Source organism: Caenispirillum bisanense (genome assembly GCF_039523075.1).
Classification (GTDB): domain Bacteria; phylum Pseudomonadota; class Alphaproteobacteria; order Rhodospirillales; family Rhodospirillaceae; genus Caenispirillum; species Caenispirillum bisanense.
In genome coordinates this window covers 145,461-158,277 of the sequence record NZ_BAAAEP010000002.1, presented here as the reverse complement: position 1 = coordinate 158,277, position 12,817 = coordinate 145,461, and the positions used below count along the sequence as shown (strand labels likewise).

Annotated in this window: 11 protein-coding genes; 4 read left to right on the top strand and 7 right to left on the bottom strand. The window is 69.6% G+C overall.

The annotated features are described in order from the left end of the window. Nucleotides 1–7 precede the first annotated feature (7 nt). On the top strand, nt 8–484 hold the full coding sequence (locus tag ABD056_RS02415; protein WP_343864049.1) for a flavin reductase family protein: 477 nt from the start codon (nt 8–10) through the stop codon (nt 482–484). 111 nt (nt 485–595) lie between these two features. Here the strand turns inward: ABD056_RS02415 and ABD056_RS02410 are convergent, their stop codons facing one another. From ABD056_RS02410 to ABD056_RS02395, 4 genes are all read right to left on the bottom strand, one after another. Continuing rightward, nucleotides 596–1,837: a threonine ammonia-lyase gene (locus ABD056_RS02410; protein ID WP_343864047.1), complete on the bottom strand. Its 1,242-nt coding sequence runs from the start codon at nt 1,835–1,837 to the stop codon at nt 596–598. A gap of 37 nt (nt 1,838–1,874) precedes the next feature. Further along, on the bottom strand, nt 1,875–4,271 hold the full coding sequence (locus ABD056_RS02405) for a penicillin acylase family protein (protein ID WP_343864045.1): 2,397 nt from the start codon (nt 4,269–4,271) through the stop codon (nt 1,875–1,877). 19 nt (nt 4,272–4,290) lie between these two features. Then, on the bottom strand, nt 4,291–5,790 hold the full coding sequence (locus ABD056_RS02400; protein WP_425544997.1) for an aldehyde dehydrogenase family protein: 1,500 nt from the start codon (nt 5,788–5,790) through the stop codon (nt 4,291–4,293). A gap of 73 nt (nt 5,791–5,863) precedes the next feature. After that, a complete protein-coding gene (locus ABD056_RS02395; RefSeq protein WP_343864043.1) occupies nt 5,864–6,532 on the bottom strand; it encodes a GntR family transcriptional regulator in 669 nt (222 codons plus the stop codon). Between the two features lie 246 nt (nt 6,533–6,778). Here ABD056_RS02395 and ABD056_RS02390 point away from each other — a divergent pair, with 246 nt between their 5' ends. Then, nucleotides 6,779–7,651 carry an alpha/beta fold hydrolase gene (locus ABD056_RS02390; protein WP_343864041.1) on the top strand — a complete coding sequence of 291 codons (873 nt, stop codon included), beginning with the start codon at nt 6,779–6,781 and terminating at the stop codon, nt 7,649–7,651. Nucleotides 7,652–7,708: 57 nt separating this feature from the next. On the opposite strand, the gene ABD056_RS02385 is transcribed toward ABD056_RS02390, so the two are convergent. The 3 genes from ABD056_RS02385 to ABD056_RS02375 are packed head-to-tail and all read right to left on the bottom strand — an operon-like array spanning nt 7,709 to nt 10,249. Next, nucleotides 7,709–7,927, bottom strand: coding sequence for a hypothetical protein (locus ABD056_RS02385; protein ID WP_343864039.1), 219 nt, complete (start codon nt 7,925–7,927; stop codon nt 7,709–7,711). Nucleotides 7,928–7,931: 4 nt separating this feature from the next. Continuing rightward, on the bottom strand, nt 7,932–8,960 hold the full coding sequence (hemB, locus tag ABD056_RS02380; RefSeq protein WP_343864037.1) for a porphobilinogen synthase: 1,029 nt from the start codon (nt 8,958–8,960) through the stop codon (nt 7,932–7,934). Continuing rightward, the gene (locus ABD056_RS02375; RefSeq protein WP_343864035.1) at nt 8,957–10,249 is read right to left on the bottom strand and encodes an O-acetylhomoserine aminocarboxypropyltransferase/cysteine synthase family protein; all 1,293 of its coding nucleotides are present in this window, start codon (nt 10,247–10,249) and stop codon (nt 8,957–8,959) included. Before ABD056_RS02375 ends, hemB begins: the two co-directional genes overlap by 4 nt. 223 nt (nt 10,250–10,472) lie before the next feature. Between ABD056_RS02375 and ABD056_RS02370 the strand changes: the two genes are divergently transcribed. Both ABD056_RS02370 and ABD056_RS02365 read left to right on the top strand, forming a co-directional pair. Then, nucleotides 10,473–11,612, top strand: a complete 1,140-nt coding sequence (locus ABD056_RS02370; RefSeq protein WP_343864033.1) for an isobutyryl-CoA dehydrogenase — start codon at nt 10,473–10,475, stop codon at nt 11,610–11,612. A 73-nt stretch (nt 11,613–11,685) separates the two neighbouring features. Next, the gene (locus tag ABD056_RS02365) at nt 11,686–12,759 is read left to right on the top strand and encodes an enoyl-CoA hydratase/isomerase family protein (RefSeq protein ID WP_343864031.1); all 1,074 of its coding nucleotides are present in this window, start codon (nt 11,686–11,688) and stop codon (nt 12,757–12,759) included. The last annotated feature ends 58 nt before the right edge of the window (nt 12,760–12,817 follow it).

Here is a 12,817-nt window from a genome sequence, read left to right as displayed (position 1 = left end):
CAGGCAGATGAGCATCGACGAACGGTCCTTCAGAAAAGCCCTCGGTTGCTTCGCCAGCGGCGTGGCCGTCATGACCACGACCGATCCGGCCGGGCGGCCCGTCGGCGTGACCGTCAGCGCCTTCTCATCCCTGTCCCTGTCCCCACCTCTGGTCCTGTTCTGCCTCGACCGCCGCACCACAGGGCTTGAGGTTTTCAGGACCGGTCCCTTCGCCGTCAACATCCTGCGCGAAGACCAGCGCGAGCTTTCCATCCGCTTCGCCAGCCGCCGCGACGACAAGTTCGCCGGCATCGAGTGCCGCACCGGCGCCACCGGGGCGCCGCTGCTTCCCAACTGCCTGGCGGTGCTCGAATGTTCGACGGAGCGAGTGGCCGACGGCGGCGACCACGAGATCATCATCGGCAGGGTCGAGCACATGGAGTACCAGACGGGCGGGCAGCCGCTGCTGTACTTCCGCGGTGCCTATGCCCGCATAGAGTCCTGACACCTGCGCCCTAATCTTCCGTTAAGACGGCACGACTTTCAGCAAACGCCGATCGGCTGATCGGCGCATGCATGGCTGCCACGGAGGTGGGGGTGGGGGTGAGCCTGGTCGCTACCTGTCCTGGCCCATGGTGCTGAGCAGGCGAGTCGGGAAGCCGGCGGCGATCAGCTGGTCTATGATGCGGCGCACATGCGGCGCGTCGGTCGCCTCGATCACCGCGTCGATGTCGGTGCGCTTCAGCGGCACGTCCAGGAACAGGCGGTGGTGGTAGATCTCGATGATGTTGCCGCCGCCGCGGCCGATGACCTCCGCCACCCGCGCCAGCACGCCCGGGCGGTCGGGAATCTCCACCCGCAGCCGCACCATGCGGCCGGCCCGCGCCATGCCGCGCAGCAGGATGGATGCCAGCAGCTGGCTGTCGATATTGCCGCCCGACAGCACCAGGCAGACGGAGCGGCCGGCGAACAGCTCCGGCCGGCTCAGCACTGCAGCGAGGGGCGCCGCGCCGGCGCCTTCCGCCACCACATGCTGTTCTTCCATCAGCAGTTGCACGGCCCGTTCCAGGGCCGGTTCCTCGACGATCACCAGCTCGTCCACCAGCCGGTCCATGATGCCGAGGGTGAGGGCGCCCGGCGCCTTGACCGCGATGCCTTCCGCCAGCGTCTGGCCGCCGCCCGGCGGGGTGCCGCCGGCGCGGTGGGTGCCATAGCCGGCGTAGGTCGACACCTGCACGCCAATGATGCGGGTCTGCGGCGCCAGCGCCTTGACGACGGTGGCGATGCCGGACATCAGCCCGCCGCCGCCGATGGGCACCACCACATCCTGCGGCGGCGGCCGGTCGGCCATCATCTCCAGCCCCACGGTGCCCTGGCCGGCGACGATGGCGGGGTCGTCGAAGGGGTGGACGAAGGTCAGGCCGTGTTCCTGCGCCAGCACGCGGGCGTGCTCGCGGGCGCCTTCCAGCGTCTCGCCATGCAGCACCACCGTGGCGCCCCATTGCTCGGTCAGGCGTACCTTGGTGAAGGGGGTTTCCAGCGGCATGACGATGGTGGCCGGAATGCCGAGGCGTCCGGCGTGGTAGGCCACCCCCTGGGCATGGTTGCCGGCCGACATGGCCACCACGCCGCGCGCCCGCTGCTCGGCGGTCAGCGTCAGCAGCTTGATGAGGGCGCCGCGGGCCTTGAACGAGCCGGTGACCTGCAGGTTCTCCAGCTTCAGCGTCAGGTCGCAGCTGCACAGGCGCGACAGCGCCATGGCATCGACGGTGGGCGTGCGCACCACGGCGCCGGCAAGCGCCTCGGCGGCGGCGCGGATGTCGTCGAGGGTGGGCGCGGCCGGGCCGGCGACGGCCACGTCCGCAGCCGCCGCGGGGGCGGGGGCGCGGGAGGAATCAGCGGTCATGGTTGAATCGAAGCACGGAAACGGGTTCTCCGTCCAGATCCAGTAATTCCCCTTTTAACCACAGTGGCATTTGATCATCGTAGTGGGGCGACAGGGGATTCTCCGACTGGCCGGTGGCGATGATGAAGCGGGAGTTGTCCGGCGCCGCCAGGTCCAGCACCGCCCGCAGGCCGGCGCCATGCACCGCCTCGAACGGCTGGGCGCCACTGCCGCCGCCGCGCCAGCCGGCCCGCAGCAGGGTGTGGGCGCCGCCGTCCATGGGCGGCCGGCGATGGGCGAGGGCGCCGACCACCGGCAGGCTGCCGTAGAGGCGGTTCACCAGCTCGGCCCGGTGCGCCTCGCCCCAGCGCCAGTCGGCCATGCGGCTGCCGTGGCGGGCGGTGAGGTCGGCCACCGCCGCCTCCAGCGCCGCCGCCAGGGGGGCGCCGCAGCCGGCCCGGCACCACTCGCCGTCCCCTTGCAGGGCGGCCAGCAGCACACGGTCGCGCTCTCCCCGCCACAGGGGGAACAGGTCGCCCAGCGCCTCGGCGAACAGCGCCTGTTCGATGTGGGCCATCCAGGTGGCAAACAGCAGCGGTTCCGGCCGGTCCGCGGTCTCGCGGTAGTCCCAGGCGGCGAGCAGGCGGCGGGCCTCGGCGGTGGCCGGCGTCGGCTCCACCGTCGCCAGCAGCAGCGGCAGCAGGGCCAGCGCCATCTCGCTGCGGGTGTCCACCTGCATGGCGATGCTGCCGGCGATGTCGTGGCGGTCGTGGGCCGCCAGCAGCGACTCCGCCCGCATGGCCCGCCACGGCGCCGGCCAGGTGGCGGCGATGAGGTGGGGATAGCTGTCGTCCACCACCCGGTTGTTGGCGTTCATCAGCACCCCGCCGGGCGGCGACTCGGACTGCGGCAGCGCCTCGAAGGGGATGAAGCCGTGCCACAGGGTCTCCAGGTCGGCCCCGGCGACCGGCAGGGTGCCGTCGCCCCGGCTGCGCAGCGGGATCAGCCCGGCGGTGACCATGCCGATGCGCCCGTCGGCATCGGCATAGACCATGTTCTGCACCGGCGCCTCGAACAGGCGCAGGGCCTGCCGCGCGGCGGCGGCATCGCGGGCGTGGTTGAGGTGGTAGAGGCCGGCGGCGGTGCGGTCCTCCGGCCGCAGGGCGGTCGCCGCCAGGGCCGTCACCTGCCGCGGCCCGGCGGGAGCGCCGGCGAAGGCGGCGAGGTCGGACACCACCGGCCCGTGGCGCGTCTCGCGCACCGTCAGGGTGACGCTGTCGCCGCCGCGCACGGCGATCACGTCGTCGCGGCTACGGAAGGGGCGCGGGCCGTCCGGCGTCAGGTAGTCCGAGTCCGCTCCGTCGGCCAGGGTTTCCGCCACCAGGTCCATGGTGTCGGCGTGGGTGGTGGTGATGCCCCAGCCGAGGCTGGCGTTGCGCCCGATGAGGTGGAACGGCACCCCCGGCACGGTGGCGCCGGACAGTTCCCATTCCGGCGTCTGCACGGTCGCCAGATACCACAGGATGGGCGCCTCGAAGCCCAGATGCGGGTCGTTGGCGAGGATGGCGCCGCCGGTGCTGGTGCGCTCCGGCGCCAGCACCCAGGCGTTGGAGGCGGTGGTGGGGGTGAACTCGGCGGGCGGAGGCGGCGGCAGCGCGGCCTCGCGCACGGCGGCTGGCAGGCTTACCGGCGCCCCCGGCGGGCCTTCCGGCCACAGCGCCGCCACCCGCTCCGCCGGCAGGCCGGCATCGAGCAGGCGCAGGCGCAGGATCTCGTCCGGCCAGTTGCCGGCCAGCCGCAGCGCCATCAGCCGCTGCCACACCAGGCTGTCGGCGAGCCGCCACGGCTCCGGCGTGACGCCGAGGGCGAGCAGGGCGGGCGGCAGCCATTGGCCATCGTCGGCCAGCCAGGCATTGACCCCGGCGGCATAGGCATCCAGGGCGGCCAGCGTCTCCGCATCCAGCGCCGCCAGGGTCGATGTGGCGAGCCGGTAGAGCCCGAGGGTGCGGGCCCAGCGGTCGGTCGGCAGGGCGCGTTCGCCCAGCACCTCCGCCAGCCGGCCGGCGCCCAGGCGGCGCATGGTCTCCATCTGCAGGAAGCGGTCCTGGGCGTGGACGAAGCCGAGCAGGAAGTAGGCGTCGGCGGTGGTGCCGGCGGTGATGGTGGGAATGCCCCAGCGATCCCGCACCACCGTCGCCGGCCCTTGCAGGCCGGGCAGGGTGAGGGTGCCGTCCACCTGCGGGCGGGAGGCCTGGAAGGCACCCCACACCGCCCCGGCGGCGACCACCGCCAGCAGCAGCAGGGTGATGGGCGCGGCGATCAGCCAGCGGCGGGTTCGGCGGCGGGTGATGGCTCGGTCCTCCGAATGCAGACAGGGCGCCCGGCCATAGCCGGACGCCCTGTTCATCCAGACTGTCGGCCGGAGCTTACTTCATGTTGAAGATGATGGTCTTTTTGTGGGTGAAGTGCTCCAGCATGGCTTCCAGGGTGGCTTCCTTGCCCAGGCCCGAATGCTTGATGCCGCCGTAGGACAGGTTGGGCTGCACCACCAGGTTCTGGTTCACCTGCACGAAGCCGGCTTCCAGGCGGCGGGTGGCATCCATCGCCGTCTTCAGATCATTCGTCCACACGGTCGCCGCAAGGCCGTACTCGCTGTTGTTGGCGGCGGCGATCACTTCCTCGTAGTCGGTGAACTTGAACACGCAGGTCACCGGGCCGAAGATTTCCTCGCGGCTCGGCGGGGCGTCGGCGGAGATGTCGGTGAAGATCACCGGCTGGATGAACAGGCCCTTCTTCAGGGCCGGGTCGTCCGGCAGCTGCGAGCAGTGATTGGCGGTGCCGCCGGCGTCGACGCCCTTCTGGATGTAGCCGCGCACTTTCTCCAGCTGGTCGGTGGAGATGATGGTGCCGATGTCGGTCGACTCGTCCAGCGGGTTGCCCATCTTCATGGCGTCGGCCTTGGCCTTCAGGCGGGCGACGAACTCGTCATGGATGTCGGCATGGACGTAGATGCGGCTGGAGGCGGTGCAGCTCTGGCCCTGGCGGGTGAAGCGCACGCCGGCGACGGCACCGGCCACCGCCTTGTCCAGATCGGCGTCGGCGAACACGATCATCGGGCTCTTGCCGCCCAGTTCCAGGGTCACCGGGATCAGCTTGTCGGCGGCGGCCTTGGAGACGATCTTGCCGGTCTCGACCGAGCCGGTGAAGGTGATCTTGCCGACCGCCGGATGCGACACCAGGGGCGCGCCGCATTCCGGGCCGAAGCCGGACAGGATGTTGAACACGCCCGGCGGCAGCACCTCGTTCATGATCTGGCAGACGCGCAGCACGGTCAGCGGCGCCTCTTCCGCCGACTTGACGACGACGGTGTTGCCGGCCACCAGCGCCGGCGCCACCTTCAGCGCCATCAGCATCAGCGGCACGTTCCACGGGATGATGGCGCCGACCACGCCGATGGGCTCGCGCACGGTCACTGTCAGCATGTCGGGGTTGAAGGGCACCGTCTCGCCCTTCAGCTCGCTCGCCAGGCCGCCGTAGAACACGAAGGCGTCGGCCAGCACCGAGGCCTCGACACGGCTTTCCGTGCGCAGGGCCTTGCCGGTTTCCAGCGCCACCAGACGGCCCAGTTCCTCCACCCGCTCCATCAGGCGGCGGCCGCATTCGGTGACCAGCTTGCCGCGTTCGCGGGCCGGCATGGCCTTCCACGCCTTCTGGGCGCGGGCGGCGGCAGTGGCGGCGCGATCAACGTCGGCGGCATCGCCGGCGGCGGCCTCGCCCACCTTTTCGCCGGTGGCCGGGTTGACCACGTCGAAGGTCTTGCCGGAGGCGGCGCGCACCATCTCGCCGTCGATCAGGTGGAAGCCTGACAGTTCCTTGGCGAGGGAGAACGGATCGGTGTTCTGGGTGATCTTGCTGACCATGTTCATGGCGTCTTCTTTGCCCCTTGGACGAAGTTCTGGTTATGGCTAAGGCTGAGAAACGGACTGCAAGGTATTGAAATTACGCGACGTAGCCCTGCGGTAGCGTCGAGATGAAGTCGGTGAACACATCCCCCTGGACGTTGACGTGGCGGGCCATCAGGCGGCTTGCCTCGTCGGCGTCATAGGCCAGGATGGCGTCCACCACCGCCTTGTGCTCGGCCAGCGACTCGCTGATGCGGCCGGGGCGGTTGAGCTGGTGGCGGCGATAGGGGGCGGTGCGGCGGTGCAGGCTGCGGGTCATGTCGGCCAGCACCTCGTTGTGGCTGCCGTCGTAGATGGCGTCGTGGAAGACCTTGTTGGCGGCGTAATAGCCCTCCAGGTCGATCTTCTTCTCGAAGCCTTCGCAGTCGCGCACCACGCGCTTCAGCGCCTCGCGCTCGGCGGGGTTCATGCGGCGGGCGGCGAGGCGGGCGCACATGGCCTCCAGCTCCGCCATCACCTCGAACATCTCCACCAGCCGGGGCAGGGTGATCACCGCCACCACGGCGCCCTGGCGCGGCCGCACCTCGATGAGGCCGGAGGCGGACAACTGGCGCAAGGCTTCACGCACCGGCGTGCGTGAAACGTCGAACCGTTGGGCGATGCTTTGTTCGTCGAGGCGGTCGCCGGGCTTCAGCCGGCCGGCGAAAATATCTTCTTCGAGGGCGCGGCGCAGTTGGTCCGCGCGCGTCGGCGTTCTTCTCGGCATGGATGCGCCTTTGCTTCCCTGTCGGCCCGCTCCCCGCGCTGCCGCCTTGCATCAGCGCCTCTGACGGGCGAACGGCGGTCTCTGCACGGCGCTCGGCGCCGGACGTTTTCTCCCTGTGCCCATCTTGTATACATCAACGCACCTTCGCGTATCCAGCACTTTCCCTATGCGGAAAGGGCAGGGTTGCGGCGGCGGCGCTTTTGCCCGACGCTGTCTGCCCATCGCCCGCAGGCCACGGAGAGCCCCATGATCACCATGACCTCGCACCACGTTCCGGTCCTGCGGCCGGAGGGATTCCGCCGCATGGCCTATGTCGAGTGGGCGGCCCCGGCGGCGGAGACCTCGGGAACGGTGGTCTGCGTCCACGGCCTCACCCGCCAGGGGCGTGACTTCGATGCGCTGGCGGAGGTGCTGGCCGGGCAGGGGCGGCGGGTGCTGTGCCCGGATGTGCTGGGGCGCGGCGCCAGCGACTGGCTGGGGGACAAGGGCGGCTACGCCTATCCGCAGTATCTCGCCGACATGGCGACCCTGCTGGCCCGCAGCGGGGCGGAGGCGGTGGACTGGGTGGGGACGTCCATGGGCGGCCTGATCGGCCTGTTCCTGGCCGCCACCCCCGGTAGCTCGATCCGCCGGCTGGTGATCAACGACATCGGCCCGCTGGTGCCGGCCGAGGGGTTGCTGCGCATCGGCACCTACGTCGGCGAAGACCCGCTGTTTCCCGACCTGGAGGCGGCGTCGGCCCGCCTGCGCGAGCGCACCGCCACCTACGGCCCGCTGCCGGCGGAGCGGTGGGAGGCGGTGGTGCGCCATTCGACGCGCCCGGACCCGGACGGCAAGGGCTGGCGGCTCGCCTACGACCCGGCCATTGCGCTCGCCTTCCAGGCGGTGCAGCCGGACCAGCCCATCGACCTGTGGGCGGTGTGGGATCGGGTGACGGTGCCGGTGCTGGTGATCCGCGGCGCCCGCTCCGACCTGTTGCCGGCCGAGGTGGTGGCGGAGATGCAGGGGCGCGGCCCCGGCTGTCAGGTGGTGGAGGTGCCCGAGGCCGGCCACGCCCCCTGGCTGATGACGCCCGACCAGATGGCGCCGGTGCTTGAGTTCCTCAAGGGCCACGGCTGACGCCGGCCTCCCGGCCGAGCGAAGGCGGGCCGAGCGAAGGCGGGCAGGGCGGCGGGGTCAGGACGTGGCGAAGCGCGCCGCCACCTGCTCCGCCGCGCCCACGACGCAGAATTCCATGCCGTTGTCGAGGTAGACGAACGCCGCCCGCGTGCCCGGCACGCTGCGCACCGCCGTCACCTTGTCCGGGCGGATGTGCAGCACCACGCCGGTTTCGCCGCCGGTGGTGGGGTTGAACTCGGCAATGGTGACGAAGCCGTTGCCCGCTCCGTTGGTCATGGCGTCAGCCCTTCTTCAGCAGCCGCGCCGCCTCCACCGCCGTATAGGTGAGCACCGCGTCGGCGCCGGCGCGACGGAAGGCCAGCAGGCTTTCCAGCACGGCGGCATCGTTGTTGAGCCAGCCGTTGTGAACGGCAGCCTTCAGCATGGCATACTCGCCGCTCACCTGATAGGCGAAGGTCGGCACGGCGAAGGTTTCCTTCACCCGGCGGATGATGTCGAGGTAGGGCATGCCCGGCTTGACCATCACCAGATCGGCGCCTTCCTGCAGGTCGAGCCCCACTTCGCGCAGCGCCTCGGCCGAATTGGCGGGGTCCATCTGGTAGGTCTTCTTGTCGCCCTTCAGCGCCCCGCCGGAGCCGACGGCATCGCGGAACGGGCCATAGAAGGCGCTGGCGTACTTGGCGGCGTAGGAGCAGATGCGCACGTCGTGGAAGCCGGCGGCGTCCAGGCCGTCGCGGATGGCGCCGACGCGGCCGTCCATCATGTCCGACGGCGCCACGATGTCGCAGCCGGCCTGGGCCTGCACGATGGCCTGACGCACCAGCACCGCCACCGTCTCGTCGTTCACCACGTATCCGTCGCGGCAGATGCCGTCGTGGCCGTCGGAATTGAACGGGTCGAGCGCCACGTCGCACAGCACGCCGAGGTCGGGGAAGGCGGCCTTGATGGCGCGCACGGCGCGGCAGACCAGATTTTCCGGGTTGGTCGCCTCGCGGCCGTCCGGCGTCTTCAGCGCCGGATCGACCGCGGGGAACAGGGCGACGGCGGGGATGCCCAGCTCCCGGGCCTCCCCGCAGGCGTCGACCAGCAGGTCGATGGACAGGCGGTCCACCCCCGGCATGGACGCGACCGGCTGCCGCTCGTTGGTGCCCTCGATGACGAAGACCGGCCAGATGAGGTCATCGGGCGTCAGTCGGTTCTCCGCCACCAGCCGCCGGGTGAAGTCATCCCGGCGGAGGCGGCGCAGCCGCGTGCGAGGGTAGGAGCCGAATGCGGCGGTCGGACGGGCGATGCCAGGGTCGCTGCTCACGCTTTCTCCAGAGCCTGTTCGAGGTCGGCCAGAATGTCGTCGATGTGCTCGATGCCGATCGACAGACGGACATACCCCTCACTGACGCCGGTTGCAACCTGGTCTTCCACCGACAGCTGGGAATGGGTGGTGGACGCCGGATGAATGGCCAGCGAACGGGCATCGCCGATATTGGCGACATGGTAGAACAGGCCGAGGGAGTCAATGAAGGCCTTGCCGGCCTGCAGGCCGCCCTTCAGCTCGAACCCGAGCAGGCCGGAGTAGCCGCCCTTCAGCACGGCGTCGGCCCGCTGGCGCTGCACGCCTTCCGACAGGCCGGGGTAGATCACGCGGCTGACCTTGGGGTGCTTGGACAGGTACTCGGCCACCTTCTGGGCGTTCTCGGAATGGGCGCGGATGCGCAGCGGCAGCGTCTCCAGGCCCTGGATGATCTGGAAGGCGTTGAACGGCGACATCGCCGAGCCCAGGTCGCGCAGCAGGATGACGCGGGCGCGGATGATGTAGGCGATGGGGCCGAGCGGCTTCACCGCCTCGGTCCACACCGCGCCGTGGTAGCTGTCGTCCGGCTTGTTCAGGGTCGGGAAGCGGTCGCCCTGGGCTTCCCAGTCGAAGTTGCCGCCGTCGATGATCATGCCGCCGATGGAGGTGCCGTGGCCGCCGATGAACTTGGTGGTCGAGTAGACGACCACCGCGGCGCCATGGTCGAAGGGCCTGGCGAGCAGGGGGGCGGCGGTGTTGTCCATGATCAGCGGCACGCCGATCTCACGGCCGATCTTCGCCACCTCGGCGATGGGGAAGACGTGCAGCTTGGGGTTCGGCAGCGTCTCGGCGTAGTAGGCGCGGGTGCGCTCGTCGGTGGCGCGGCGGAAGTTCTCCGGGTCGCTCGGGTCGACGAAGCGGACCTCGATGCCGAACTGCTTCAGCGTGTTGGCAAACAGGTTCCAGGTACCGCCGTAAAGGTCGGTGGACGACACGATGTTGTCGCCGGCCTGGCACAGGTTCATGACCGCGAAGGTGGAAGCGGCCTGGCCCGAGGCGACGCCCAGCGCCGCGACGCCGCCTTCCAGCGCTGCCAGACGCTGTTCCAGCACGTCCACCGTCGGGTTCATGATGCGGCTGTAGATGTTGCCGAATTCCTTCAGGGCGAAGAGATTGGCCGCATGGTCCGTCGAATCGAACTGGTAGCTGGTGGTCTGGTAGATGGGCACCGCCACCGCCTTGGTCGCCTCGTCACGGCGATAGCCGGCATGAAGGACAAGGGTTTCCGGGCGCGCGTTCTTGAGATCCATGTGACAACTCCCCCTGGGGCTGGAACGGACGTGGGGTGCAGCAAACCCGAGCGGGAGGCGTCTGTCAATACGGCACGGCGGGTTGTGGTGTAAAATAGGATGATTTCACAGCAGTAAATCGTCATTCCGTTTCGGGAAACCGACGCCTTTACAGCCGCCGCCGACTGTGTATGATCTTCGGCAAAAATTGTATGCAAGAACGAAAACGCCCGGGAGAAGCTCCATGGACTTCCTGCTGACCGAGGATCAGGCCGCCTTCCAGGACGCGGCGCGCTCCTTCGCCCAGAACGAGATGCTGCCCAATGCGGCGCGCTGGGATGCCGACCATGTCTTCCCCGAGGAGACGCTGCGGGCGGCGGCCGAACTGGGCTTCGCCGGCATCTACGTGCAGGACGACGTGGGCGGCTCCGGCCTCACCCGTCTCGATGCGGCGCTGATCTTCGAGGAACTGGCGGCGGCCTGCCCGTCGACGGCGGCCTACATCTCCATCCACAACATGGCGTCGTGGATGATCGACCGCTTCGGCAATGATGAACAGCGCCACCGGTTCCTGCCGAAGCTCTGCACCATGGAGCACTTCGCCAGCTACTGCCTGACCGAGCCGGGCGCCGGCTCCGACGCCGCCTCGCTGAAGACGCGGGCCGAGCGCGACGGCGACCATTACGTGCTGAACGGCGAGAAGGCGTTCATTTCCGGCGGCGGTCGCTCCGACATCTACGTCGTCATGGTGCGCACCGGCGAGCCGGGGCCGAAGGGCATCTCCACGGTGGTGGTGGAAAAGGGCACGCCGGGCCTGTCGTTCGGCAAGCAGGAAGAAAAGCTCGGCTGGCACAGCCAGCCGACCAGCGCCGTGATCTTCGAGAACTGCCGGGTGCCGGTGGCCAACCGCCTGTCGGACGAGGGCATGGGCTTCAAGATCGCCATGATGGGCCTGGATGGCGGCCGCCTGAACATCGGCGCCTGCTCCCTCGGCGGGGCGCGGGCGTCGTTGGAGGCGGCGCTTGAGTACGTCACCGTCCGCAAGCAGTTCGGCAAGGCGCTGGCGGAGTTCCAGGCGCTGCAGTTCAAGCTGGCCGACATGGCGACCGAGCTGGAGGCCGCCCGCCTGCTGCTGCACAAGGCCGCCTCGGCGCTCGACCGCAAGAGCCCGGATGCGACGCAGCTGTGCGCCATGGCCAAGCGGCTGGCGACCGACACCGGCTTCTCGGTGACCAACGAAGCCTTGCAGCTGCACGGCGGTTACGGCTACATCCGGGAATATCCCATCGAGCGCTACCTGCGCGACCTCCGGGTGCATCAGATTCTCGAAGGGACGAACGAGATCATGCGCCTCATCATCTCCCGCAAGATGATCGCCGGGTGATCGGCGCACGACCAGGCTCACCACGCCGCCGGCGCGCTTGCCGCGACGGTCGCCGAAGGAAAAGAGGGACCGGATGTCCGACGACGAGATCCTGTTCGCGGTCAAGGACGGCATCGCGACCATCACGCTGAACCGCCCGAAGGCCATGAACGCGCTGACGCTGGCGCAGATCGAGCAGATGGACCCGCAGCTGCGGGCCTGGGCGGGGGACGATGGCGTGCACTGCGTCGTCATCCAGGGCGCCGGCGACAAGGCGTTCTGCGCCGGCGGCGACGTGGTGGCGCTGTGGAAGGCCGGGCAGGCCAAGGACGAGGCCTACCTGTCCCGCTTCTACGGCGAGGAATACCGCCTCAACCGCCTCATCAAGACCTACGCCAAGCCCTATGTGGCGCTGCTTGACGGCGTGGTGATGGGCGGCGGCGTCGGCGTCTCCGTCCACGGCTCGCACCGGGTGGCGACCGAACGCACCCTGTTCGCCATGCCGGAAACCGGCATCGGCATGTTCCCCGACGTCGGCGGCACCTACTTCCTGCCGCGGCTGCCGGGCAAGCTCGGCATGTATCTGGCGCTCACCGGTGCCCGCCTGCGCGCCGCCGACTGCGTCTATGCCGGCGTCGCTACCCACTACGTGCCGGCCAACCGCCTGAACGACCTGCTGCAGGCGCTGAGCGAGGCGGAAACCGGCACCCGCACGCCGGACGAGATGCAGCAGGCGGTGACCGTCGTGCTCGACATGTACAACGAGGAACCGGGCCCGGCACCGCTCGCCAAGGTGCGCGACCAGATCGACAGCTGCTTCGCCGGCGAATCGGTGGACGACATCCTGGATCGCCTCGCGGCCGACGGCTCGGAGTGGGCGGTGCAGACCCGCGACACCATCCTGGCCAAGAGCCCGACCGCCACCAAGGTCGCCTTCCGCCAGATGCAGGTGGGCGCCCAGGTGGACTTCGACCGCGCCATGCAGATCGAGTTCCGCCTGTCGCAGCGCTTCATGCAGGGGCCGGACTTCTTCGAAGGCGTGCGCGCCCTGCTGGTGGACAAGGACAACGCCCCGAAGTGGAGCCCGGCGACGCTGGACGCCGTCGCCCAGGACGCGGTGGATGCCTTCTTCGCGCCCCTGTCTCAGGACGACTTGAAGGTCGATTAAGGCAGTTGTTTCAATAATTTGGCGGCCGACCCTGATCCTACGGGGCAGGGGAGGCCGC

What these genes read in the sequence shown, in the direction of transcription:
- ABD056_RS02415 (WP_343864049.1), top strand. Translation starts at nt 8, where the DNA reads ATGAGCATCGACGAACGGTCCTTCAGAAAAGCCCTCGGTTGCTTCGCC.
- ABD056_RS02405 (WP_343864045.1), bottom strand. Translation starts at nt 4,271, where the DNA reads ATGAACAGGGCGTCCGGCTATGGCCGGGCGCCCTGTCTGCATTCGGAG.
- ABD056_RS02400 (WP_425544997.1), bottom strand. Translation starts at nt 5,790, where the DNA reads ATGAACATGGTCAGCAAGATCACCCAGAACACCGATCCGTTCTCCCTC.
- ABD056_RS02395 (WP_343864043.1), bottom strand. Translation starts at nt 6,532, where the DNA reads ATGCCGAGAAGAACGCCGACGCGCGCGGACCAACTGCGCCGCGCCCTC.
- ABD056_RS02390 (WP_343864041.1), top strand. Translation starts at nt 6,779, where the DNA reads ATGATCACCATGACCTCGCACCACGTTCCGGTCCTGCGGCCGGAGGGA.
- ABD056_RS02385 (WP_343864039.1), bottom strand. Translation starts at nt 7,927, where the DNA reads ATGACCAACGGAGCGGGCAACGGCTTCGTCACCATTGCCGAGTTCAAC.
- ABD056_RS02375 (WP_343864035.1), bottom strand. Translation starts at nt 10,249, where the DNA reads ATGGATCTCAAGAACGCGCGCCCGGAAACCCTTGTCCTTCATGCCGGC.
- ABD056_RS02370 (WP_343864033.1), top strand. Translation starts at nt 10,473, where the DNA reads ATGGACTTCCTGCTGACCGAGGATCAGGCCGCCTTCCAGGACGCGGCG.
- ABD056_RS02365 (WP_343864031.1), top strand. Translation starts at nt 11,686, where the DNA reads ATGTCCGACGACGAGATCCTGTTCGCGGTCAAGGACGGCATCGCGACC.